This is a genomic window from Burkholderia sp. S171 (assembly GCF_009766085.1).
In the GTDB taxonomy this organism is placed as follows: Bacteria; Pseudomonadota; Gammaproteobacteria; order Burkholderiales; family Burkholderiaceae; genus Caballeronia.
The window spans coordinates 234024-256565 of the sequence record NZ_LMUF01000030.1 but is presented as its reverse complement, the minus strand read 5'-3'; the positions used below and the strand labels follow the sequence as shown (position 1 = coordinate 256565).

20 protein-coding genes and 1 tRNA gene are annotated in these 22542 nt (G+C 61.5%); 15 read left to right on the top strand and 6 right to left on the bottom strand.

Going from position 1 to position 22542, the window contains the following annotated elements; genetic code table 11:
* The first annotated feature begins 21 nt into the window (after positions 1 to 21).
* From ribBA to GSQ93_RS15060, 4 genes are read left to right on the top strand one after another with little or no spacing between them, the layout of a single operon-like run.
* Positions 22 to 1194 carry a bifunctional 3,4-dihydroxy-2-butanone-4-phosphate synthase/GTP cyclohydrolase II gene (gene ribBA / locus GSQ93_RS15075; protein WP_158936472.1) on the top strand — a complete coding sequence of 391 codons (1173 nt, stop codon included), beginning with the start codon at positions 22 to 24 and terminating at the stop codon, positions 1192 to 1194.
* 45 nt (positions 1195 to 1239) lie between these two features.
* The gene (gene ribH / locus GSQ93_RS15070; RefSeq protein ID WP_158936471.1) at positions 1240 to 1743 is read left to right on the top strand and encodes a 6,7-dimethyl-8-ribityllumazine synthase; all 504 of its coding nucleotides are present in this window, start codon (positions 1240 to 1242) and stop codon (positions 1741 to 1743) included.
* Complete coding sequence (gene nusB, locus GSQ93_RS15065; protein ID WP_158936470.1) at positions 1740 to 2177, top strand: transcription antitermination factor NusB; 438 nt, start codon at positions 1740 to 1742, stop codon at positions 2175 to 2177. Before ribH ends, nusB begins: the two co-directional genes overlap by 4 nt.
* Before the next feature lie 20 nt (positions 2178 to 2197).
* Positions 2198 to 3415 carry a pyridoxal phosphate-dependent aminotransferase gene (locus tag GSQ93_RS15060; RefSeq protein ID WP_158936469.1) on the top strand — a complete coding sequence of 406 codons (1218 nt, stop codon included), beginning with the start codon at positions 2198 to 2200 and terminating at the stop codon, positions 3413 to 3415.
* A gap of 152 nt (positions 3416 to 3567) precedes the next feature.
* Here the strand turns inward: GSQ93_RS15060 and GSQ93_RS15055 are convergent, their stop codons facing one another.
* The gene (locus GSQ93_RS15055) at positions 3568 to 4728 is read right to left on the bottom strand and encodes a lytic transglycosylase domain-containing protein (RefSeq protein WP_158936468.1); all 1161 of its coding nucleotides are present in this window, start codon (positions 4726 to 4728) and stop codon (positions 3568 to 3570) included.
* Positions 4729 to 5390: 662 nt separating this feature from the next.
* On the opposite strand from GSQ93_RS15055, the gene GSQ93_RS15050 reads away from it, so the two are divergent.
* The 3 genes from GSQ93_RS15050 to GSQ93_RS15040 all read left to right on the top strand — a co-directional run bounded on the left by GSQ93_RS15050 (position 5391) and on the right by GSQ93_RS15040 (position 8804).
* Entirely contained in the window at positions 5391 to 6998 is a 1608-nt protein-coding gene (locus GSQ93_RS15050; RefSeq protein WP_158936467.1) for a UbiD family decarboxylase, read from the top strand.
* Entirely contained in the window at positions 6995 to 8011 is a 1017-nt protein-coding gene (locus GSQ93_RS15045) for an asparaginase (RefSeq protein ID WP_158936466.1), read from the top strand. Before GSQ93_RS15050 ends, GSQ93_RS15045 begins: the two co-directional genes overlap by 4 nt.
* A gap of 115 nt (positions 8012 to 8126) precedes the next feature.
* On the top strand, positions 8127 to 8804 hold the full coding sequence (locus GSQ93_RS15040) for a LysE family translocator (protein ID WP_158936465.1): 678 nt from the start codon (positions 8127 to 8129) through the stop codon (positions 8802 to 8804).
* A gap of 19 nt (positions 8805 to 8823) precedes the next feature.
* On the opposite strand, the gene GSQ93_RS15035 is transcribed toward GSQ93_RS15040, so the two are convergent.
* Entirely contained in the window at positions 8824 to 9792 is a 969-nt protein-coding gene (locus tag GSQ93_RS15035; protein WP_158936464.1) for a threo-3-hydroxy-L-aspartate ammonia-lyase, read from the bottom strand.
* A 233-nt stretch (positions 9793 to 10025) separates the two neighbouring features.
* Positions 10026 to 10358: a hypothetical protein gene (locus tag GSQ93_RS15030; RefSeq protein ID WP_158936463.1), complete on the bottom strand. Its 333-nt coding sequence runs from the start codon at positions 10356 to 10358 to the stop codon at positions 10026 to 10028.
* Between the two features lie 776 nt (positions 10359 to 11134).
* Between GSQ93_RS15030 and GSQ93_RS15025 the strand changes: the two genes are divergently transcribed.
* The 5 genes from GSQ93_RS15025 (at position 11135) to trmB (ending at position 14393) form a co-directional block, all read left to right on the top strand.
* Positions 11135 to 12052, top strand: a complete 918-nt coding sequence (locus tag GSQ93_RS15025; RefSeq protein WP_174254623.1) for a Rossmann-like and DUF2520 domain-containing protein — start codon at positions 11135 to 11137, stop codon at positions 12050 to 12052.
* Positions 12053 to 12337: 285 nt separating this feature from the next.
* Complete coding sequence (locus GSQ93_RS15020) at positions 12338 to 12661, top strand: EthD family reductase (RefSeq protein WP_158936462.1); 324 nt, start codon at positions 12338 to 12340, stop codon at positions 12659 to 12661.
* Between the two features lie 120 nt (positions 12662 to 12781).
* On the top strand, positions 12782 to 13354 hold the full coding sequence (locus GSQ93_RS15015; protein ID WP_158936461.1) for a YggT family protein: 573 nt from the start codon (positions 12782 to 12784) through the stop codon (positions 13352 to 13354).
* A gap of 73 nt (positions 13355 to 13427) precedes the next feature.
* Positions 13428 to 13501: transfer RNA gene (locus tag GSQ93_RS15010), tRNA-Gly, on the top strand.
* Positions 13502 to 13631: 130 nt separating this feature from the next.
* Positions 13632 to 14393 (top strand): tRNA (guanosine(46)-N7)-methyltransferase TrmB, encoded by a 762-nt coding sequence (trmB, locus tag GSQ93_RS15005; RefSeq protein ID WP_158936460.1) that lies wholly within the window; start codon positions 13632 to 13634, stop codon positions 14391 to 14393.
* Between the two features lie 156 nt (positions 14394 to 14549).
* On the opposite strand, the gene GSQ93_RS15000 is transcribed toward trmB, so the two are convergent.
* The 3 genes from GSQ93_RS15000 to GSQ93_RS14990 form a co-directional block, all read right to left on the bottom strand.
* Positions 14550 to 15383 (bottom strand): undecaprenyl-diphosphate phosphatase, encoded by an 834-nt coding sequence (locus GSQ93_RS15000; protein WP_158936459.1) that lies wholly within the window; start codon positions 15381 to 15383, stop codon positions 14550 to 14552.
* Between the two features lie 78 nt (positions 15384 to 15461).
* Positions 15462 to 16049 (bottom strand): DUF1439 domain-containing protein, encoded by a 588-nt coding sequence (locus tag GSQ93_RS14995; RefSeq protein ID WP_158936458.1) that lies wholly within the window; start codon positions 16047 to 16049, stop codon positions 15462 to 15464.
* A gap of 59 nt (positions 16050 to 16108) precedes the next feature.
* The gene (locus GSQ93_RS14990; RefSeq protein WP_158936457.1) at positions 16109 to 16402 is read right to left on the bottom strand and encodes a YkgJ family cysteine cluster protein; all 294 of its coding nucleotides are present in this window, start codon (positions 16400 to 16402) and stop codon (positions 16109 to 16111) included.
* Between the two features lie 146 nt (positions 16403 to 16548).
* On the opposite strand from GSQ93_RS14990, the gene hemN reads away from it, so the two are divergent.
* From hemN to GSQ93_RS14975, 3 genes are all read left to right on the top strand, one after another.
* Positions 16549 to 17934, top strand: coding sequence for an oxygen-independent coproporphyrinogen III oxidase (gene hemN, locus GSQ93_RS14985; protein ID WP_158936456.1), 1386 nt, complete (start codon positions 16549 to 16551; stop codon positions 17932 to 17934).
* Between the two features lie 111 nt (positions 17935 to 18045).
* A complete protein-coding gene (locus GSQ93_RS14980) occupies positions 18046 to 19260 on the top strand; it encodes an efflux RND transporter periplasmic adaptor subunit (RefSeq protein ID WP_158936455.1) in 1215 nt (404 codons plus the stop codon).
* Between the two features lie 14 nt (positions 19261 to 19274).
* On the top strand, positions 19275 to 22490 hold the full coding sequence (locus GSQ93_RS14975; protein WP_158936454.1) for an efflux RND transporter permease subunit: 3216 nt from the start codon (positions 19275 to 19277) through the stop codon (positions 22488 to 22490).
* Positions 22491 to 22542: the final 52 nt, after the last annotated feature.

The following is a 22542-nucleotide window of genomic DNA, read 5'->3' as shown; positions in this document are numbered from 1 at the left end:
TCGCACCGGACGACCACTGCAATGACGCTCGCCTCCACCCCAGAGATCATCGCCGAGCTGAAGGCTGGCCGGATGGTGATCCTCGTCGACGAAGAAGACCGCGAAAACGAGGGCGATCTCGTCATCGCCGCCGATTTCGTGACGCCGGAAGCGATCAATTTCATGGCGCGCTACGGCCGTGGACTGATCTGCCTGACACTCACGCAGGACCGCTGCCGCCAGCTGAACCTGCCCCTGATGACGCAGCGAAACGGCACCCAGTACGGGACGGCGTTCACGGTCAGCATTGAGGCGGCCGAAGGCGTGACCACCGGCATCTCCGCCTCGGACCGCGCCCGCACCATTCAGGCAGCGGTCGCGCACGACGCGAAAGCCGAGCATATCGTCCAGCCGGGTCACGTCTTTCCGATCATGGCGCAACCGGGCGGCGTGCTGGTCCGCGCGGGACATACGGAAGCGGGCTGCGACCTGACAGCAATGGCGGGCCTGACGCCGGCATCGGTGATCTGCGAAGTGATCCGGGACGACGGCGAAATGGCCCGGCTGCCCGATCTGATCGAATTCGCTGAATTGCACGGCATCCGGATTGGCACGATCGCCGACCTGATTCACTACCGCTCGCGCACGGAGTCGATTGTCGAGCGGGTCGCCGAACGCACCATGCAGACGGCGCATGGCGCGTTTCGCGCGGTGCTGTATCGCGACCAGCCTAGCGGTTCGCCGCATATCGCGCTGGTGCGCGGGCAACCGTCGCCGGATCGGGAAACGCCGGTGCGCGTGCATGAACCGCTGTCGGTGCTGGATCTGCTCGAAGTGGACTTGTCCACGCACTCCTGGACCCTCGACGCCGCGATGAAGGAAATCGCCGCCCGCGACCTGGGCGCTATCGTGCTGCTCAATTGCGGCGACACGAAAGAGCATCTCGTCGATGTTTTCCAGGCGTTCGAGCGCGAGGACAAAGCGGCCGAACTCAAACGCCGCCCGGTCGATTTCAAGACCTACGGCATCGGCGCGCAGATCTTGCGCGAATTGGGCGTAGGCAAGATGCAGGTGCTGTCGAATCCCCGCAAACTCGGCAGCATGTCGGGTTACGGCTTGGAGGTGACCGGGTTCATCCCCATGCCGGGCTGCCCCGCTACGACCTCGGCAGATTCGGCCGACCCTGCTTCCATCGCCCATTTGCGCTCGGTCTGACCAGCGCCAACCACCACACTGCAACACACTGAAAACGGATAAATAATGGAAATCGGACAATACCAACCGAACCTCGACGGCGACGGACTGCGCATCGGCATCGTGCAATCGCGCTTCAACGAACCGGTCTGCAATGGCCTCGTGGACGCCTGCACGGAAGAACTCGAACGACTTGGCGTGATCGGTGAAGACGTACTGCTCGTCACCGTGCCGGGCGCACTCGAAATTCCGCTGGCGCTGCAAAAGCTGGCTGAATCGGGGCAGTTCGATGCATTGATCGCGCTCGGCGCGGTGATCCGTGGCGAGACGTACCACTTCGAGCTGGTATCGAATGAAAGCGGCGCCGGTGTTTCCCGTATCGCGCTCGACTTCGGCACACCGGTCGCCAATGCGATCCTGACCACCGAAAACGACGAGCAAGCCGTTGCCCGCATGACGGAAAAGGGCCGCGACGCAGCACGCGTGGCGGTGGAAATGGCGAATCTGTCGGTCGCGCTGGAACAACTCGGCGGCGACGATGAAGACGAAGACGAAGAGGACCGCGCATGAAAAGCGCTCGACGACGCTCGCGCGAACTCGCGACACAAGGGCTTTACCAATGGTTGCTATCGGGCGCGCCCAGTGGCGAGATCGACGCGCAGTTGCGCGGTGCGCAAGGTTTCGACAAGGCCGACCAGGAACATCTGGACGCAATCCTGCACGGCGTGATCAAGGAAGCGGACATCATTTCCGCCGAATTGCAGCCGTGCCTCGACCGTCCGCTCGAACAGCTTTCGCCGGTCGAACGCGCGGTGCTGATGGTCGCCGCGTTCGAGTTCAAGCATCACCTGGACATTCCTTATCGCGTGGTGATCAACGAAGCGATCGAGCTGACCAAGACGTTCGGCGGCTCTGACGGCCACAAATACGTGAACGGCGTGCTCGATAAACTCGCCATCCAGTTGCGGCCAACGGAAGCGCAAGGCCGCGGGCAACGCAGCTGAGCAAACGGTCTTTCCAATTCATGAACTTCGCAAAAGAACCGTTGAACGCAGCTATCCCACGCGACGCTATCCGGTACGCCGCCCGCGTTGACGCCATCGAGCCGTTCTATGTGATGGAACTGGCGAAAGAAGCGCAGGCGCTCGAACGGGCGGGCCGCAACATCATTCACATGGGTATCGGCGAACCGGATTTCACGGCGCCGGAACCGGTGATCGCAGCCGCCACCGACGCCTTGCGTCGCGGCGTCACGCAGTACACGAATGCGCTTGGACTGGCGTCGTTGCGCGAGGCTATTTCCGGTCACTATCGCGACGCGTTCGGGCTCGATATCGATCCAGCGCGCATTGTGGTGACCGCAGGCGCGTCGGCCGCGTTGCTGCTGGCGTGCACCGCGCTGGTCGATCGCGACGACGAAGTGCTGATGCCTGACCCGTGCTACCCGTGCAATCGCCATTTCGTGGCCGCCACCGAAGGCCGTCCGGTCCTGATCCCGAGCGGTCCGGCCGAGCGGTTCCAGTTGACGGCCGCTCAGGTCGAAGCGCACTGGACGTCCGCCACGCGTGGCGTCCTGCTTGCGTCGCCATCCAACCCGACCGGCACGTCCATTGAACCGGATGAATTGGCGAAAATCGTCGATGTGGTGCGCGCGCACGGCGGTTTTACGATCGTCGATGAGATTTATCAGGGCCTGAGCTACGACGCGAAGCCCGTTTCGGCCCTTTCGCTGGGCGACGACGTGGTCACGGTAAATAGTTTTTCGAAGTACTTCAACATGACCGGCTGGCGGCTCGGCTGGCTCGTGGTGCCGCCAGCGATGGTCGCCACCATGGAGAAGCTGTCGCAGAACCTGTTCATCTGCGCGTCGGCGCTCGCGCAACACGCGGCGCTGGCGTGTTTCGAGCCGGCTACGCTCGCGATTTACGAGTCGCGGCGCCTGGAATTCGGGCGCAGGCGGGATTTCATCGTGCCGGCGTTGCGTTCGCTTGGTTTCGAAGTGCCTGTCGTGCCGGACGGCGCGTTCTACGTTTATGCCGATACACGGCACGTCGCGCATCCGGCTGCCGGCGACAGCAACGCTCTGACGCGTTCCATGCTGCACGACGCCGGTGTCGTGCTGGTACCGGGCACCGATTTCGGCTTCCATGCGCCGCAAGACTATATCCGGCTGTCTTATGCTACCGCGTACTCACAGCTTGAAGAGGCCGTGCAACGGCTGGGAGCGCTGTTTAGGGTTTGAACGGCAGCTTTGAGGTGGCTCGAGTCTCTTTAGCGATCGCTCAGAAAACAGAAGCAAAAAAGCCGTTCCAACTCGCGTTGGAACGGCTTTTTTGTCTTACCCGGCCTGCGATCAACCAGCCGGGCGTCCTGCTTTTGCTCTCAACGCGCGCTTTAAGCGCCGAACTCCGCCGAAGCTACGTGCTTCGTTTGCGCGTCTGCGTCGTCGGTATTGTTATGGGCGCTGGCTTGCGGTGCCGCCTTGGCCGGCGCCGTAATGGCGGGAGCGCCGTCGAGCGTTGCATGCACGCGCTTTTCACCTGACCCGGAGTTAGACGGAGAAACCGACGCCACCACTTGCTTCGGCGCAGGCTGTACCGGCGCTTGCGGCGTGATGATCGGCACGTTGCGGCCACGCGCTACATCGCGCAGGCGTGAACGTTCGGCCAGCACCTTGGCGCCGTAACCACCGTCGTCCTGTGCCGTCGAACCCACGTAGAAGCGCAATCCACCTGCCACCGAACCGCCGCGCGCGATGCAATCTTTCAGCACCAGCGCACCGACCTTGATGTTCGCGAGGGGTTCGAGCGCTGCGTGCGAGCCACCAAAGTACTGGAATTTGTCGGAGTGAACCTTCGACATCACCTGCATCAACCCTTGCGCGCCCACACCGCTTTCAGCGTACGGATTAAAACCCGATTCGATCGCCATGACGGACAGCAGCAGCAAAGGATCGAGGCCAACCTCGCGGCCGGTATCGAAGGCGGCTTTCACCAACTCACCAACCGGCTCCTGCGCCACGTGATAACGCCGCGCAATGAAGTTCGCCACCAAGTTTTGCTCACGATCCGACACGAGCACGCGGTCGTCACGGGCATCGGCGACAACCCGTTGCGACGAAATCGCGCTGGCAAGCGTCGAAACGGTCGGTAGCGTGCGGGGATCGAGCCCGTTCGGCGATACGGCGAGACTCAGGCCACCAGTCAGCTTACGGGTGCTGTCGTCGTCGCTGGCTGCGGCGCCTAACGATGTTGGCTCGGCATTGCCGTTGCGAAGATCCTCTTCACGCTGATGACCGAGTGCGAAGGGGGGAAAGGGTTGTCCGGAGAGCAACCGGGCCGGGCCGGCTTGTACAGCGGCCGAAACCAGCGGCATCAGCTTGGCGGCCAAGGAGCCGCGCCAGGCTGGAAGCAGCCAGAGGGCCAGCGCGGTCACTACAGCGGCACAACCAACCAGGCTAAAAACCGTCAGACTCATGTGTTTGGCGCGACGCAGCACAGCGCGCAGATGAAGCGCCAGGCGAGCGTCGGGACGCCACGACAACCAAGCATTCATTGGATGGATCTCCCAAATTGCATGATTTCCGCAGATGAAAACCTGAAAAACTGGTCCACCACGCAGAAATCGACACCGCCAGCTCTGGGTTAGCCACGAGCGGTATCGGGAAAACGGTACAAACCGTTGGGGAAACCTGACCGGAACATTTTGTTTCCGGGTCCGCGCGGCACGAAGGACATGCCAGGGCGCGCACACAGGTCACCACGCGAAAAACCGGCGAAGAAGAGCGCCGGCAAGAAAACCAAAGCCTTGATTCACCGTACAAATCCGGCGCAGGTGACGCGTCGCGTCGTTTCAAAAGACCTGAGGCAGTGGTAAAAAGTTTCAATTGGTGTTGTCAATGCCAACGGATTCTAGCAGGCTCAAATGATCCGTCAATGCTGGTAAATGTAAAAGCTATTACTTTCAGTAATTATGAACACTGTTCAGGGCGCCGAGAACGGCCTGCCAAGCCACTTTCCAGCGGAAGCGCCGGAATTGTGCCGTTGTGTGCTCTGACGTACCGACCTCAAGACAGGTAAAATCGACAATCGCCCGCGCGCGAAAGTTCCTCACAAGGGACCTGAACGCCGCTTGAGCCGCTATTTCAGCCGTCGCGTCTGCTGTCCGTATCCCTTTACACAGATCGCGCTTCCCGCAGGCCCCCTTCCCTTTAGCCGATGAAATACAAAGACCTGCGCGACTTCACCGCCCGCCTCGAAACACTCGGCGAATTGCGCCGCATCAGTCAGCCGGTTTCGCCCGTCCTTGAAATGACCGAACTCTCGGATCGCGTGCTGCGTTCGGGTGGCCCCGCGTTGCTGTTCCAGGCACCGACGGGACACTCCATGCCTGTGCTGGCCAACCTGTTCGGTACACCAAGGCGGGTGGCGCTCGGCATGGGTATTGAAACGGAAGCGCAGGCGGCGGCCGATCCCAGTCTTCTCAGCGATAAAGCCGCGCTCGAGTCGCTACGCGACGTTGGCCGGTTGTTGTCGGCGCTCAAGGAACCGGAGCCGCCGAAAGGCCTGAAGGACGCGGGCAAGTTGCTGTCGCTGGCGAAAGCCGTCTGGGACATGGCGCCGAAAACGGTCAGTTCGCCGCCCTGCCAGGAGATCGTATGGGAAGGACAAGACGTCGATCTGGCGCGCCTGCCCATTCAGACGTGCTGGCCGGGCGACGCCGGTCCGCTCATCACGTGGGGACTTACGGTCACGCGCGGCCCGAACAAGACGCGGCAGAACCTCGGCATCTACAGGCAGCAGTTGATCGGGCGTAACAAATTGATCATGCGCTGGCTCGCGCATCGGGGCGGCGCGCTGGATTTCCGCGAATTCGCGCTCGCCAACCCGGGCAAACCGTATCCGGTGGCGGTGGTGCTTGGCGCCGATCCGGCCACCATTCTCGGCGCCGTGACGCCCGTGCCGGACTCGCTTTCCGAATATCAATTTGCCGGGTTGTTGCGCGGCGCAAGAACCGAATTGGCGAAATGCCTTACGCCGGGTGTCGATACGTTGCAGGTACCCGCGCGCGCGGAGATCGTGCTCGAAGGCTTCATCTATCCGCAGGACGGTCCTGTTGCGCCGCTGCCCGCCGGCGCGCCGCCGCGGCCAATCAATTCGTCGTCGGCGAAATACGAACATGCGCTCGAAGGCCCGTACGGCGACCACACCGGCTATTACAACGAACAAGAATGGTTCCCGGTCTTCACTGTCGAAAAGATCACCATGCGCCGCGACGCGCTTTATCACTCTACCTATACAGGTAAGCCGCCCGACGAACCGGCCGTGCTCGGTGTCGCGCTCAACGAAGTGTTCGTGCCGCTCTTGCAAAAGCAGTTCACCGAGATCACCGACTTCTATCTGCCGCCCGAAGGCTGCAGTTATCGAATGGCGATCGTGCAGATCAAGAAGAGTTATCCGGGCCACGCGAAGCGCGTGATGTTCGGCGTCTGGAGCTTCCTGCGCCAGTTCATGTATACGAAGTTCATCGTGGTGGTGGACGACGACGTGAATATTCGCGACTGGAAGGAAGTGATCTGGGCGATCACCACGCGCATTGATCCGTCGCGCGATACGGTGCTCGTCGATAACACCCCGATCGACTATCTCGATTTCGCGTCGCCGAAGGCCGGGCTAGGATCGAAGATGGGGCTCGACGCCACCAACAAATGGCCCGGCGAAACGGACCGCGAATGGGGCCGGCCGATCACGATGGACGATGCGGTCAAACGGCGCGTCGACGCGTTGTGGGACGAAATCGGCTTTTCCGGAGGGAAGCGCTCATGAGCATTGCGGCGACGGTTTATCGAGGGGATCTGGTTGAAAACACGCACGCCGCGCATGTGGCGGTCGTCGATGCCGAAGGCCGGTTGATCTACGCGTTCGGCGATCCGTCACGGATGACGCTTGCGCGCTCGGCGGCAAAACCGGCGCAAGCGCTCGCGGTGCTGGAAACGGGTGCGCTGGACCGTTTCGGTTTCGACGACGCCGATCTCGCGCTGATGTGTGCCTCGCATAACAGCGAGCCGCGCCACATCGAGCGCACGCGCGCCATGCTTGCAAAGGCGCACGTCGCCGAAGCCGATCTTCGATGCGGCGGCCACGCGCCTTTGTCGGACGCGGTCTGGAAAGAGTGGATCAGGCGTGACTACACGCCAACCGGCGTATGCAGCAATTGCTCTGGCAAACATGCGGGCATGCTGGCGGGTGCGCGGGCGCTGGGCGCTGCAGTTATTGACTATCACCTGCCCGAGCATCCGCTGCAGGTTCGAGTGAAACGCACCGTTGCCGAGCTCTGCGATCTGCCGGAAGACGGCGTGCAATGGGCCACTGATGGCTGCAATCTGCCTACGCCTGCGTTCCCGCTGGATCGGCTCGCCCGGCTGTTCATGAAGCTGGCGAATGCTGAGGTTGAAATCACCCCGCGCGCGAAAGCCCTGGCCCGGATCTATCGCGCGATGACGACATATCCGGAACTCGTCGCGGGTAACGGCCGATTCTGTACCGCGTTGATGCAAGCCTTCGACGGCGATCTGGTCGGCAAAGTAGGCGCCGATGCGAGTTATGCGATCGGTGTACGTGCTACCAGTACGCGCGGGGCGCTGGGCATCGCGGTCAAGGTGGAAGACGGCAACACGGCCGTGCTTTACGCAATCGTCGCGCATGTTCTGGCGCAACTTGATATTGGCCAGGAAACGCAGCGCGCGAAACTCGCTGCGTATAGAAACCCGCCGATGCGCAACACGATGGGGATCGAGACGGGACGGCTGGTGGTGTCGATGCCGCTCGAACGCGTTTAGTTAGTACGCAGACCCGGGCGTTCGACGGGTTGCCCCGCACGCCACAGCAAGATGAATACGCGAAGCCGGACAATCCGCTTCGCTCAATACAAAAAGATCAAAAAGGAAAGTCGGGATGCACGTTTTGCCATTGCTGTCTGATGGATTTTTTCTGTCGTTGTCGCTGTGTCTGGATATTGGTATCGCAAACGTCGCGATCATTTCACTGACGCTTTCCCACGGCTTCAAGCCGGGCATGATGCTCGGCCTTGGCACCTGTTTCGGCGATCTCATCTATGCAGCGCTCGCGCTGGCGGGCATGGCTGCGCTACTGCAGTTCGACACCGTGCGTTGGGTCGTATGGATAGGCGGCTCGATCGTGCTGCTGTTCCTGACCTTCAAAATGGCACGTGAAGCGCTGTTCCCGGCATCGGCGCCGCCGGTTGCGGGCGAACCCGATCTCATTGCCACGCCGCGTCCCTCTCACCTGCGCAGCTTCATGCGCGGCACCCTGCTCGCTGTGTCTTCACCCAGCGCGATCCTCTGGTTCGCGGCCGTGGGCGGCGCACTAATCGCGAAAGCCGGCGCGACGGGCCCGGTAAGCGCATCGGTGTTTCTCATCGGCTTCTTTTGCGGCGGGCTCGCCTGGACGGTCTTTATTTGTACGCTCGCCAGCCACGGCCGCAAACGCGCAGGGACTGCGTTGCTGCGCGCTTGCCACGTTTTATCGGCGGTGCTGTTCGCGTACTTTGCGTACAGCGTGATCGTGAACGGTTATCACGACCTGATCCTGAAGGGCGCGCAGACGTTGTGAGGTTAAAACGTTGGCGCTATCAAGCGATGAATTGAGCGAATCGCGCCAGGTCGACATTGCCGCCGCTGATCACCACGCCCACCCGCTTGCCCTTCACCGGCACGATGTTCTGCAGCACCGCGGCCGCAGCCAGACAACCCGTTGGCTCGACCACCATCTTCATGCGCTGTGCGAAGAACTTCATGGTCTGCACGAGCTGGTCGTCGCTGACGGTGACAACGCGGTCCACGTAGCGCTTCAGAATCGGGAAGTTGTATTCACCCACGTGCGTGGAAGCGGCGCCGTCGGCAATCGTGCGCGGCACTTCTATATGGACGATCTCGCCACGTTCGAGCGACTGCTGCGCGTCGTTGCCCGCCTCCGGCTCCACGCCGATCACCGTGCATGACGGGCTCAGCTCAGCCGCCGCCAGCGCGCACCCGGCGAGCAAGCCTCCGCCACCCAGGCACACGAACAGATAATCCAGCGGCCCTGTTTCTTCGATGAGTTCTTTCGCCGACGTCCCCTGCCCCGCGATTACATGCGGATGGTCGTAAGGCGGAATCAGCGTCATGCCACGCTCTTGCGCGAGCCTCGCACCAATCTCCTCGCGATTCTCGGTGTACCGGTCGTAGGTGATCACTTCGCCGCCATAACCCCGCGTGGCTTCCATCTTCGCAGCCGGCGCGTCCTCCGGCATGATGATCGTCGCCTTGATGCCCGCGATGCGCGCCGACAGCGCGATTGCCTGCGCGTGATTGCCCGATGAATACGTCAGGACGCCGGCCTGCCGCTGGGACTCGGAGAAATGCGAGATCGCGTTGAACGCACCCCGAAACTTGAACGCGCCCATGCGCTGGAAGTTTTCGCACTTGAAGAACAGGCTCGCGCCGGTGAGCGCGTCGGCGGTGCGAGAAGTCATTACGGGCGTGCGATGCGCAGCGCCGGCAATACGTTCTGCGGCGTCGGCGACGTCGGCGTAGGTAGGTGCGGGAAGGAGGATTGACATCGGAACTCAAGGGGACGGTTGAGGAAGCTCTATTGTCCCAGCATCGTGGAGCGTTTGGAAAGCTGGCCGAATGACCAACACGAGCGCCTGGTCTGCGCCGCGTTGAAAAACCCGGCCAAAAATAAAACAGCGCAACCCGGCTCGACGCCAGTGTTGCGCTGTTTATCAGCCAAACCAACCAGCCAAACCAACCGTCAAATAGTCAGTTAGCCGATCCGCTCATACGTGGAATTTCAATGACGCCAGCCACCGTAACCACCGTGGTAGCCGCGATATCCGCCATGGTATCCGTACCCATAACCACCGCGATAATGACCGCGCCAGTACGGGCCGCCACCGTAGTAACCACCCACCACTACGGGCGGCGGCGCGTAGACCACGGGCGGCGGTGCATAGACAACCGGGCCCGGCGCGTAATACACGGGCGGGGGCGGAGCCGCATACACGGGATAAGCCGGCGCGATCGGCACCCCAATGCCAATACCCACCGAAACGTGCGCCTGCGCGGCGCTCACAAGGCCAACGCCAAGCGCGGCAGCTGCCAGAACCTGCACTATCTTTTTCACTTTTATTCTCCACGCCGCGGTCCTGTACACATGACCGGTTACCGCAACGACATGCATTCAATGTAGCTAAAAACCCTGAATTCCACCTTAAGCATTTGTTGCAAATTGCAATATGTACAGTCCTAAAAGTGGGTTTTGTCTGCCGAATTTCAAGCATGCCGACAGCCGCGCCAGCCTTGACGCAAGGGCGTTTCGAGACGGATTAAGGGTTTGCTGAGAAAGTCACCGGCTCCCGCCGTTGTCAGGGACGTTATTCCGAATGTCACCAAAGTAATGATTCATTACACTTTGCTTTTAGCGCCCAAAAAATGAAAAGCCCCGCCGACCGGAAAGCGTCAAGCGAGGCATCTTCAAATGGTGCCGCTTTTTCAGGCAAACGGCGCTCAACTCAAGCGCTCAACCCACCTTCACGTAGGCGAATTCGCGGGTGACGCTGGGTGGCACGTATGCTCCGCTGATCCTGACCCGTGGCGTAAGCCGTTTCCGCTGATCCCACCACTGGCGCCGATGCGTCTGGCTGAGAAAACGCAGGTGTTTCCGATACGCAAAAATACTCATGGCGACCCCCAAACGTTGCAAAACAAGCACTGGCGCACATCGGCCAAAAGACCAACCCTGACTATTCAGGCCCGGAACGCAAGTTTGCTCGAGCCTCGTAAAACCATTGGCGGCGGCATCTTGCGCTGTTTTATGGCGCCAACGCCGTTGCGCGATACTTCTTCGTGCGGCGCGAACGCGAATCCGCGCATCGCAACAAATCTTATGGAGCAACAACCATGCCTTTTTCCACGATGCCCCGTTTGGGCTTCGTCGGCGCGGGGCGTCTCGCGCGCTGCCTGGCAGCCGTCTGGTCGCGCGCGGGCTACCCGGTCACCGCCATATCGAGCCGATCGGCGGCATCGGCACATGCATTCGCAAGCGAATTGCCGGCATGTCTGGTCGCCGATGACGCCAGCGAGGTCGCACAACACGCCGATATCATCTTTTTAACCGTTCCCGACGACTCCATTGGTGCGACGGCGAACGCTTTGCGGCTAGATCAGCCTCGCGCCGATGCAAAGGCGGTCGTGCATTGCAGCGGCGCCACACCTGTCGATGTCCTAGCCGCAGCCCGGGCGCAGGGCGCGGACATCGGTGGATTCCATCCGTTGTTCCTGTTCGGGGGGCTGCCGAGCGACCAGACACGCATTGCAGGCTGTTCCGTGACGATTGAAGCGAGCGGGTCCTTGCACGACACGCTGACCGCGTTGGTCCAGGCGCTGGGTTGCCATCCGCTATCCATCCCGCCGGGCGGCCGCCTGCTCTACCACGCCGCCGCGCACTACGCGGCCAGCTTTGCGCTGTGCTCGCTGTCGGAGACGGTGACGCTCTGGAAAGAGTTGGGGTTCGCCGAGGACGACGCATTGCGCGCAGTCCTGCCGATGCTCGCCGGCACTATCGAAACCGCGCGTGAAAAGGGTTTGCCGGGTGCGCTTGCCGGCCCGGTGTCACGTGGCGATGCGAGTATTGTGATCAAGCAGCTGGCGCTTCTGCAAGACCTTGGCGGCGATCATGCCGCGCTCTATGCACTGCTCACGCGGCGCGCGGTCACGCTGGCGAAACGGCGGGCGTCGCCACCGCCCGCGCAAGCACTGGACGCGATGTCGCACGCCATCGAACTCGTGTTGAACGGGACCGGGCCGAGCGACGATTGATTGTCTCGATCCGACACGCATAGCCGACCGTATGGGGGCACACGTGTGCCGGCGTACGCCAAGCGGCACAAGGCGCCATCAAGCCATGCTATCGTGATGCCCGGCGTGCCAGTGTGGCAAAGCCGCCGAGGGGTTCGGCCATCGCGCCGGACGCCGGCAGGAAGCGGAACAAACGAGCAACGAGCGCGCCCCTGGTTCAGAACCGGACCGTGCGTTGAATCCAGCGAAGTTCCGGCTTCGGCCGCCACCCTCGACGCCAACCCATTCCAGCTACGAGAACGAACAATGATCAAAGTGAGCTTTTTTTATCCGTATCGTGAGAATGCGCCCTTCGATATCGACTACTACTGCACGAGCCATATGCCCTGGGTTGCAGGCCTGCTTGGCAATGCATTGAAGGGCTGGTCGGCGGATGCGGGCCTCGCGGGCGGCGCGCCAGGTTCTTCGCCTACTTATATAGCAGCGGGCCACCTGCTGTTCGATTCCGTCGATGCCTTCACGGCCGCGGTCTCGCCCCATGGGAAAGCCTTCTCCGCGGACATCGTCAATTACTACCCTGATGGTGTTCCGCCGGTCGTGCAGATCAGCGACGTTCGCGCGGCGGGCTGACTGACGGTAAGTCGCTGAATCGTTTGAAGAGGCCGCGCGTTTCCGTTGCGGCTTTGCTTGGCCCTTGTAACACTCCGCGCGGCCATGAGCGCCGCGCTTTTGCCTTGAAAAGGATTTGAGATGTTCGGCGAGATCGCCCGTTTTCTACTCAACACAGTTTTCACGCTGTTTGGCGCTGCGCTGCTGCTGCGCGCCTGGATGCAGGTCGTCCGCATGCCGCCGTATAACCCCGTGTCCAACGCGGTGATGCAAGCCACGAACTGGCTCGTCTTGCCGTTGCGCAAGATCCTGCCGGCGGCAAAAACTATCGACTGGGCAAGCATTGTCGCGGCCTTCCTTGCTGCGGTGGTATTCGTGATCCTGCTGGTGCTGGTCGCGGGCGTCGATCCCGCCGGGCTCGTGCCCATGCTGCCTACGCTGCTGCTGGTCGCGGTAATCACTGTGATCAAATGGGCGCTGAATCTCATCATCTGGATGACGATCCTGATGGCCTTGCTGTCGTGGCTCAACCCGCAATCCCCGGCCATGCCGCTGCTGTACCAACTCACGGCGCCCTTTCTCGAGCCGCTGCGGCGCGTGTTGCCGCGCATGGGCGGTATCGATTTGTCGCCTATCCTGCTGTTCGTGATCGTTCAGGTGCTGCTAATGGTTGTGACGCGACTGGCCGTGACCATGACCATGTTTGGGGTGTGATTTCAGGTTCAATCTCCGTCGATCCGCGTAAAGTTGCGGTAGACGGAGTATTCCGCGTAAAATCGCGGTCTCTGCGGGCGTCGTATAATGGCAATACCCTAGCTTCCCAAGCTAGAGCCGTGGGTTCGATTCCCATCGCCCGCTCCAGTTTTCGTTCACAAAAAGCCGCCTTCGAAAAGGCGGCTTTTTGATTTACAGCAGCGCCAGGTTTGCCTCGCGTTTGTTTGCTTGTTTGCCGCAACCTCCGCTCAACCTCAAAAACCCGCGTCCTTTTTCGATGATCCACGACCCCACCCCCGACCAAGACGAGACCAACGATAGCGACGAAAGCGCCGAAGCCAAAGACGGCGCGGACGCGGCCGGCACGCTTCGACATCGGCGGATTCGCAGCTTCGTCACGCGTGCGGGACGGGTGTCCACAGGACAGCGTCGCGCGTTCGATGAATTAGGGCCGCGCTTCGTCGTGCCCTACGCGCCGCAACCACTCGACTGGGACGCGGCGTTCGGCCGCCAAGCACCGCGTGTGCTGGAGATCGGCTTCGGCATGGGCGGGACGACCGCGGAAATTGCGTCGGCACGGCCCGCCGACGATTTTCTCGGCATCGAGGTCCATGCGCCGGGCGTCGGCGCGTTGCTGAAGCTGATCGGCGAACAAGAATTAACGAACATTCGCGTCGTCCAGCACGACGCCGTGGAAGTGCTGGAACACATGATCGCGGCGGACAGCCTCGATGGCGTCCATATCTATTTCCCCGATCCGTGGCACAAGGCGCGTCACCATAAACGGCGCCTGATCCAGCCGAAGTTCGTGGCGCAGCTCGTGTCCAGGATCAAGCCGGGCGGGTATTTGCACCTCGCGACTGACTGGCAGAACTATGCCGAACAGATGCTTGAGGTGTTGTCCGCAGAACCGGCGCTGGAAAACACCGCCGGCTCGGATTACGCCGAGCGTCCCGATTACCGTCCCGTGACCAAGTTCGAGCGGCGTGGATTAAAGCTCGGTCACGGCGTGTGGGATCTGGTGTTCAAGCGCCGCTGAACCGCGGCTCAATAGAATAGTCAGTCTGATCAACGCAAAACAGGCCGTTCCAACCCACGTTGGAACGGCCTGTTTTGTATGCGCTTGCGGACTTTGATCCTCTTAACTTTCAGGCAGCACCACCGCATTGGAAACGGCTCTAAAAACCGCGAATCATCAGTCCGCCCAACTCAACCCACCGCTATATCCGACGATCAGGATCAGCAGTCCGAAGCCGATCCGATACCACGCGAACGCCGTGAAATCATGCGTAGCGACGTAGCGCAACAGCCATCGAATACACACGAATGCGCTGATAAACGCTGCCAGGAGCCCGACGATAAACAAGCCCACCGAGTCGACCGACAACGTGCGCCACTCCTTCGCAAGCTCGTAAAGCGTGGCGCCGAAAATAATGGGAATCGCGAGGAAGAAGGAAAACTCGGTGGCGACTTTACGTTCCAGCCCGAACAACATCCCGCCGATAATCGTCGACCCTGAGCGCGACGTGCCCGGGATCAACGCGAAGCATTGGGCGAGGCCGACTTTGAAGGCATCGGCGTAAGAGAGATCGTCCACCGACGTCACCCGCGGCGCGACGTTGCGCTCGCGATGCCGCGCTTCCGCCCACAGGATCACAACTCCGCCCACAATCAGCGCCACCGAGACCGGCACCGGCGCGAACAAAACGGCCTTGATGTGCTTTTCGAACAGCAAGCCAAGCACAACCGCGGGAATGGTCGCGATGATCACGTTCAGCGCGAACCGGCGCGCCTTGGGCTGGGTGGGCAAGCCGGCCACGACCGAGCCAATCTTGCGCCGGTATTCCCAGACAATCGCGAGGATCGCGCCGAACTGGATCACGACATCGAAGGTCTTGGCCTGTGCGTTCGTGAAATTCAGCAGACTGCCGGCAACGATCAGGTGCCCCGTGCTCGATACCGGCAAAAACTCGGTCAAACCCTCCACCACACCCAGAATCAGCGCTTTGCAAAACAGAATCCAGTCCATCGCTCCGCCCTTTTGGCATAGTCTGGCTGTCGCCAGCCAATCGTTCGGGCACGCGGGTCCTGGATTGCGCCGGAAAAACTACTTCTCGACGATCTGAACGCGTATGCCGTTTGTAAGGACGGTGATTGTACCGGGTTCGTAATTAACACCGGCAAACTGTAATTGTTCTGGCTTGAATGTGTAGATGGGGTAACGGTCCAGGAACTGCGTCGCCATGACCGCGCCGACCGCGTTGATCTGCTGGCTGTATTGCGCGGCGTCGCCGGAGACCTGCGCGTTATCGACAGTCGGCGACACCAGGATGACCGAATGGCTAGCTGCGTCGTAAGCCAGTTGACTGGAAAGAGTAAACACGCCGGTGACTGGATTCGGCATGAATGGCGTGGCAAGCCGCGCGTCCAGACGCACGGTTATCCGGTTCCGATCGGGCGCAAGGCCCACTACCGGGTTATTCAACGTGACATCGAAAATCTGCGAGGCCGTGCGTTGCAGCGGAAACTTGCGCTGCACAGCGTCCTGGACCTGCGCCTGGCTGAACGTGTAGTGATCGGGGATGAACGGAAATATCGATGCGGCGCATCCCTGGGTTCCCAGCGCCACCGCGCCCGCGCCGCCGAGGGCAACAAGCAGGAACCGGCGCCGCTTCGGCGCAACGGCTTGAGTCATGCGAAATTCTCCAATGACTTGAACCTAGATTTGAACGTGAACGATGAGCATTCGACCGGCTAGGCGCGCTCAGGTTGCGTATCGATTTCGAGTTGCGTGAGCCAGGCCAGCGCGTAAGCACGCGTGTCGCCGCACATGGATTCCGATGGCTGCAAGCCCGAGCAGCAGGCCGGCCTGCGCGGATCGCCGAAGATCCCGCAGCGCAGATCCGCCCCAAGCTGGACGCAGCGCACGCCGGCCGGCTTACCGTCGGGCATGCCAGGAATCGCGCTCGAAATCGACGGCGCGATACAGCAGGCACCGCAGCTTTCGCGGCATGCGTGGGCAGAATTCGGGCGGAGGGCGGCAGACATCGGTTCGGGTGTTCCGTGACTTCGACTCATTAGGCAACCCGGCATTGTGCCACCGCGCGGCTGCGGCGTTCTGTGCGGCGTTATCACGCAAGAATCAGGGGAACGGGTCGGCTAGACTCGGAGCACTTTCCTCAAGTCTGTCCGCAATGTCCCTCTTCCGCCCCGATCTGCTCACAAAATACGACGCGGCCGGTCCGCGCTATACGTCGTATCCCACCGCCGTCCAATTCACCGACACCTTCGATCCCGCCCATTACCATCGGGCCGCGGCAGACCCGGGAGCGGCGTCGGCGGATCTTTCGTTGTACTTCCATATTCCATTCTGCGACACCGTCTGCTTCTATTGCGGCTGCAACAAGATCGCTACAAAAAATCGTGCGCACGCGCGTCCGTATCTTGATCGGCTAAAACGTGAACTCGTGTTGCAGGCAGCATGTTTCGATACCACCCGGCCGGTCTCGCAATTGCATTGGGGCGGTGGCACGCCGACGTTTTTATCCCACGATGAAATGGCCGAGCTGATGGCCGCGACCGCTGAGTCGTTTCGCCTGCTGCCCGACGCGCAGGCTGAGTATTCGATCGAAGTCGATCCGCGCGAGGCATCGGCGGAAACTATCGGCGTATTGCGCGACTTGGGTTTCAACCGGCTGAGTTTCGGCGTGCAGGACTTTGATCTGCGCGTGCAGCAAGCGATCAATCGCGTACAGCCGCTCGAAACCACGCAGAGGGTCATGTCGGCGGCACGGGCTGAGGGTTTTAAGTCGGTCAGCGTCGACCTGATCTATGGCTTGCCGCATCAGAACGTGGAGAGCTTTAGCCGCACGCTCGACACCATTATCACGCTCGCTCCCGACCGGCTCTCCGTGTTCGGCTATGCGCATATGCCGGCTGTTTTCAAGATGCAGCGGCAGATGGATGAAGCCACCTTGCCCTCGCCAGCCGTGCGTCTGGCGATACTTGAACGGGTTATCGAGAAACTGACTGAGGCCGGATATGTGTACATCGGCATGGATCATTTCGCCCTGCCACACGATGAACTCGCCGTTGCGCAGCGAGCGGGTACGCTGCATCGAAATTTTCAGGGTTACAGCACCCAGGCGGATTGCGATCTGATCGGGTTGGGGGTTTCTTCGATCGGCAAGGTCGGCGATGTCTACTCGCAGAACGCCAAGGACATGGCCGGTTACGCCGCTGCGATCGATCGCGGCGAACTTGCTATTGCACGAGGCGTGCGGCTAAGCGCCGATGATCGTCTGCGACGCGACGTCATCACTGAAATCATGTGCCAGTTTTCACTGCGCTTTGATGCGTTCGAAGCGGCTTATGGGATTCGATTTGAGATTGCTTTTGCCGGTGAGCTGGAGCGCTTGAAATCGCTTGAAGCCGATGGACTCGTCAAGGTGAACCACGATGGGATTGACGTGCTCCCCGCCGGGCGCCTGCTCGTGCGTAACGTGGCCATGATCTTCGACCGGTATCTTGTCGGGAATCTCGCCGCCAACGCCCCACAGCGATTTTCACGGACAATCTGATCCATCGCCGCGGTCGGTCGGCTGATTACGCGCGCTACCTTTGGCAACTTTGACGCCGCCCAGCCGTAAATGCGCTATCGTGCGGCGTGCCTTACGCTCCACTGACAAGCAATGCATTCATCGAAAAAACGGAACGTCTTTCTCGCGGCAATTGTCGTCATCATCGTGCTGGCGCTCAGCGTCACTCACACGCTCAGAAAACGCGCGAGCGCAGGTGCAAGTGCCCCGGCAACAACAACTTCCTCCACGGACGAGTCCGTCATCGAATTCACTCCGGGTGACCTCGCCGCGCTGACCCGTCACACACTGTCCGAAACGCTGCCGCTCACCGGGTCGCTCCGTGCCGTCACGCAAGCTGCCGTCAAGGCGAAAGTGGCAGGCTTGGCTCTCGATGTACGCGCGCGCGAAGGCGATACCGTCAAGGCAGGACAAATACTCGCGTCCATCGACGCCCGCGACTACACCGCCCGCGCCGAGCAATCACGCGGACAGATGGCCGCCATGGCCGGCCAGTTGGATATCGCGAAACAAACCCTCGAGAACAATCGCGTGCTTGTCGAAAAGGGCTTCATCTCAAAGAATGCCTTCGATACCGCGCAAAGCCAGTACGCCATCGCCGCCGCCAATCTCGCGGCCGCGCGCGCTGCGCTGGCGTCATCGAATTTGTCGGTGGCGGACACCATCGTGCGGGCACCGTTCAGCGGTCAGATAGCATCGCGCAGCATTGAACCGGGCGAACGGGTGGCCGTCGACAGCAAATTGTTCGATGTCGTCGACCTGACCCAGCTTGAACTCGAAGCTCCGGTGCCCGTGGGAGAAATCGGCCGCGTTCGGATCGGCCAGCCCGTGCTGATTCGGTTCGATGGCGTCGAATCACCCGTCATCGCTACCGTCACACGCATCAATCCCGCCGCGCAGCCGGGCTCACGCTCGATCATGATCTATATCCAGGTGCCTAATCCGGCTGCCACATTGCGCGTGGGCATGTTTGGTACGGGCAGCGTGACGGTGGGCAGCGCCCCGAACGCGCTGGTGGTACCGGCATCTGCGGTGCGCACGGACGGCGCGAGCCACAGCGTCTATGCACTCTCCGGCGGCAAGCTTGCGGAAATCCCCGTCACCACAGCCGCCACCGGCGACGCCGAAGGCGCGAGCTGGACCCAGCTTGTCGACCCGCCGCTCAAGGAAGGCCAGCAGGTCGTGAAGAATAACCTCGGCGCGTTGCGCATCGGCAGCACGGTGCGTATGGTTGGATTAGTCTCGTCCGCCGCTTTACCGACGGCAGCCACGGCGGCCGCAGCGGCTTCCTCGCCCGCTGCTCAATAGCGGAGCCGCAAGCCATGTGGTTCACGCGCGTCAGCATCAATAATCCCGTGTTCGCCGCCATGATGATGGCGGCGTTTCTCGTGATCGGCCTGTTCTCATACGAGCGCCTGAAGGTCGATCAGTTTCCGGATATCACGTTTCCCGTGGTCGTCGTCCAGACAGCGTATCCGGGGGCATCGCCGGAGTCGGTGGAATCCGACGTCACGCGCAAGATCGAGGAAGCGGTTAACACGATCAGCGGTATCGACGAGATTTCATCGCACTCCTACGACGCTTTGTCGGTCGTGATCGTCCAGTTTGATCTCTCGGTCAACGTCATGCAGGCCGCGCAGGACGTCCGCGACAAAGTGGCGCTGATCAGGCCCGACCTGCGCGACGGCGTGAAGGAACCGCGCGTGTTGCGCTATGACCCGGCCGACATGCCGATCGTCACGGTCGCCGTATCCAACGGCCCAGGCTCAGCGCTGAGCACGCGCGACTTGACGACCGCCGCCGACCAGATCGTGCGCAAGCGCCTGGAAACAGTGCGCGGCGTGGGCTCGGTGAGCATTGTGGGCGGCGTGAAACGGCAGGTTCGTATTGATGTCAGTCCGGACAAGCTGCAGGCACTCTCTGTTGGCGTAGACCAAGTCATTCGCGCCGTGCAGAACGAGAATCAGGAGATTCCAGCCGGGCCGCTGACATCGGCAGGGATTGAACAGACCGTCCAGGTGAAGGGCCGCTTCCAGACGCCCGATGACTTCAAACGCATTATTGTCGCGCGCCGGGGCGCGTCGAATGCAGGACATGCCGTCACGCTGGATCAGGTGGCGCAAGTGGTCGACGGGCAGGAAGAGCCCGACAGCATGGCGCTGCTGAACGGGAACCGCGCGCTGTTTTTATCGGTGGTCAAGGCGCAGGGCGAGAACACGGTCGACGTGGCGCATGGCATCCGGGCCGAAGTGGAAGCGCTGCGAAAGGCGCTGCCACCGGGCGTCAAGCTGGATATCACCGACGACTCGTCGCTCGATATCGAAAACAGCGTGAACGAAGTCAAGGGCACGTTGCTCGAGGGCGCGCTGCTGACCATCGCGATCGTGTTCCTGTTCCTCGGCTCGTGGCGCAGCACCGTGATCACCGGGCTCACGCTGCCGATCGCGTTGATCGGCACGTTTGCGTTCATGTTCGCAGCGGGTTTCACGATCAACGTTATCACGCTGATGGCGTTGTCTCTGTGCGTGGGCTTGCTGATAGACGATGCAATCGTGGTGCGCGAAAACATCGTCCGGCATGTTCAGCTTGGTTCGGATCACCGGACGGCCGCGCTCGATGGCACGAAGGAAATTGCCCTCGCCGTACTCGCCACGACGTTTTCGATAGTCGCTGTGTTCCTGCCGGTCGGGTTCATGAGCGGCATCATCGGCCGGTTCTTTCACCAGTTCGGCGTGACGGTCGCGGCCGCCGTGCTGATCTCGATGTTCGTCTCGTTCACGCTCGACCCCATGCTCTCGTCGATCTGGCCCGATCCCGCACTGCACGTGCGCGGCACGCGCCATCTCGCGCGTTTGCTCGCCTTCTTCGAGCGCGGCGTCGAACGGCTCGCGCGGTTCTATCAGCGGCTGCTCGGCTGGTCGCTCAGGCACCGCATCATCACCCTCTCGGTCGCGGCCGCGACCTTTGTCGGCAGCCTGTTCCTCGTGCCGCTTATCGGCACCGAATTCGTACCGAACGCCGATTTTTCCACGACGCAGATTGGCTTGAACACGCCCGTGGGAACATCCCTGGACGCAACCGCCGAGAAAGTCCGGCAGGTCGAAGCCGCGCTCGCCCAATACCCCGAGGTTCGCTACAGCTACGCGACGATCAACTCCGGCAACGCGCAGGGCAAGAACAACGCGCTAATCACCGTGCGCCTGAAAGAGCGCCGCGAACGCACCCGCGGCGTGCTGGAACTGAATCAGGTGTTCCGCACGCGCCTGCAGAGCATTGCCGGGATCGTAGTGACCGAGATCGGCATGCCCGACGGCGCAGGGTCGAGCAAGGCCGTGCAGTTCAGCCTGCAAGGCGACAACCTGGACGAACTCCGGCGTCTGTCCGCCGAAGCACAGCAGCGCTTGCGGAAGATTCCCGGTCTGGTCGATCTGGACGCGAGCCTGAAGGACGATAAACCCATTGTTGCCATCGACGTCCGTCGCGAACTCGCGTCGGACCTGGGCGTGGGCGTAGCAGAAATCGGTCAGGCGCTGCGCCCGCTGCTGTCCGGCGACGCAATCAGCACCTGGCGCGCGCCCGACGATCAGGATTACGACGTGAGCGTGCGTTTGCCCTCGGCACAACGCCGAAACGTTTCTGACCTGTCGAAGTTGATGATTGCCACTAGCCGCACCGACGCCAACGGCGCGCCGGTACTCGTGCCCTTGCGACAGGTTGCCGCGATCACCGAGACGACCGGGCCGGATGTGATCGGCCGACGGGATTTGTCGCGGGAGGTCGAGATTTCGGCGAACGTCATGGGACGCTCGCCGGGCGAAGTCGCCGCCGATGTGAAGAAAACCCTCGACGAGATGCACCTTCCCGCGGGCTACCGATACCGTTTCGGCGGCTCGACAAAAAGCATGAACGAGTCGTTCATCTATGCGGTCCAGGCGCTGGTGCTCGCCGTGATCTTTATCTACATGATCCTCGCGTCGCAATTCGGCAGCTTCCTGCAACCGCTCGCGATCATGACGGCCCTGCCGCTCACGCTGGTGGGCGTGCTGCTCGCGTTGCTGCTGTTCGGGAGCACGCTCAACATGTTCTCGATCATTGGCTTCATCATGCTGATGGGCCTTGTCACGAAGAACGCGATCCTGCTCGTCGACTTCGCGAACCAGGCACGGCGCGGCACCCTGCTCGACGCGACGGGAAAAGGCCACCCGATGACCCGCACCGACGCGCTGCTGGAAGCAGCACGCGTCAGGCTGCGCCCAATCCTGATGACCACGCTCGCGATGATCTTCGGCATGCTGCCGCTCGCGCTGGGTCTGGGCGAAGGCGGCGAGCAACGGGGACCGCTTGGCCAGACGGTGATTGGCGGCGTAATCACCTCGTCTTTGTTGACGCTCGTGGTCGTGCCCGTGGCTTATACGGTCCTTGATGACTTCGGCGCGTGGGTGACGAGAAGATGGCGGCGCGGCGCAAAGGGGAATGCGCTCATTGCACCTCCCGAAGGTTCCCGAGAGATTCCCGCCGAGGTGGATCGCGTGCCTTGAATGCATCGCTGCGCCGCGTGAGGCAGATACACGCGCGCAGTCGCGTTCGGGG

Bases quoted from the DNA above. Each gene is read 5' to 3' on its own strand.
- GSQ93_RS15060 (WP_158936469.1), top strand. From the start codon at position 2,198: ATGAACTTCGCAAAAGAACCGTTGAACGCAGCTATCCCACGCGACGCT.
- ribH (WP_158936471.1), top strand. From the start codon at position 1,240: ATGGAAATCGGACAATACCAACCGAACCTCGACGGCGACGGACTGCGC.
- GSQ93_RS15040 (WP_158936465.1), top strand. From the start codon at position 8,127: ATGCACGTTTTGCCATTGCTGTCTGATGGATTTTTTCTGTCGTTGTCG.
- GSQ93_RS14980 (WP_158936455.1), top strand. From the start codon at position 18,046: ATGCATTCATCGAAAAAACGGAACGTCTTTCTCGCGGCAATTGTCGTC.
- GSQ93_RS14990 (WP_158936457.1), bottom strand. From the start codon at position 16,402: ATGTCTGCCGCCCTCCGCCCGAATTCTGCCCACGCATGCCGCGAAAGC.
- GSQ93_RS15015 (WP_158936461.1), top strand. From the start codon at position 12,782: ATGTTCGGCGAGATCGCCCGTTTTCTACTCAACACAGTTTTCACGCTG.
- GSQ93_RS15050 (WP_158936467.1), top strand. From the start codon at position 5,391: ATGAAATACAAAGACCTGCGCGACTTCACCGCCCGCCTCGAAACACTC.
- nusB (WP_158936470.1), top strand. From the start codon at position 1,740: ATGAAAAGCGCTCGACGACGCTCGCGCGAACTCGCGACACAAGGGCTT.
- trmB (WP_158936460.1), top strand. From the start codon at position 13,632: ATGATCCACGACCCCACCCCCGACCAAGACGAGACCAACGATAGCGAC.
- GSQ93_RS15035 (WP_158936464.1), bottom strand. From the start codon at position 9,792: ATGTCAATCCTCCTTCCCGCACCTACCTACGCCGACGTCGCCGACGCC.
- GSQ93_RS14975 (WP_158936454.1), top strand. From the start codon at position 19,275: ATGTGGTTCACGCGCGTCAGCATCAATAATCCCGTGTTCGCCGCCATG.
- GSQ93_RS14995 (WP_158936458.1), bottom strand. From the start codon at position 16,049: ATGACTCAAGCCGTTGCGCCGAAGCGGCGCCGGTTCCTGCTTGTTGCC.
- GSQ93_RS15025 (WP_174254623.1), top strand. From the start codon at position 11,135: ATGCCTTTTTCCACGATGCCCCGTTTGGGCTTCGTCGGCGCGGGGCGT.
- ribBA (WP_158936472.1), top strand. From the start codon at position 22: ATGACGCTCGCCTCCACCCCAGAGATCATCGCCGAGCTGAAGGCTGGC.
- GSQ93_RS15020 (WP_158936462.1), top strand. From the start codon at position 12,338: ATGATCAAAGTGAGCTTTTTTTATCCGTATCGTGAGAATGCGCCCTTC.
- GSQ93_RS15000 (WP_158936459.1), bottom strand. From the start codon at position 15,383: ATGGACTGGATTCTGTTTTGCAAAGCGCTGATTCTGGGTGTGGTGGAG.
- GSQ93_RS15055 (WP_158936468.1), bottom strand. From the start codon at position 4,728: ATGAATGCTTGGTTGTCGTGGCGTCCCGACGCTCGCCTGGCGCTTCAT.
- GSQ93_RS15045 (WP_158936466.1), top strand. From the start codon at position 6,995: ATGAGCATTGCGGCGACGGTTTATCGAGGGGATCTGGTTGAAAACACG.
- hemN (WP_158936456.1), top strand. From the start codon at position 16,549: ATGTCCCTCTTCCGCCCCGATCTGCTCACAAAATACGACGCGGCCGGT.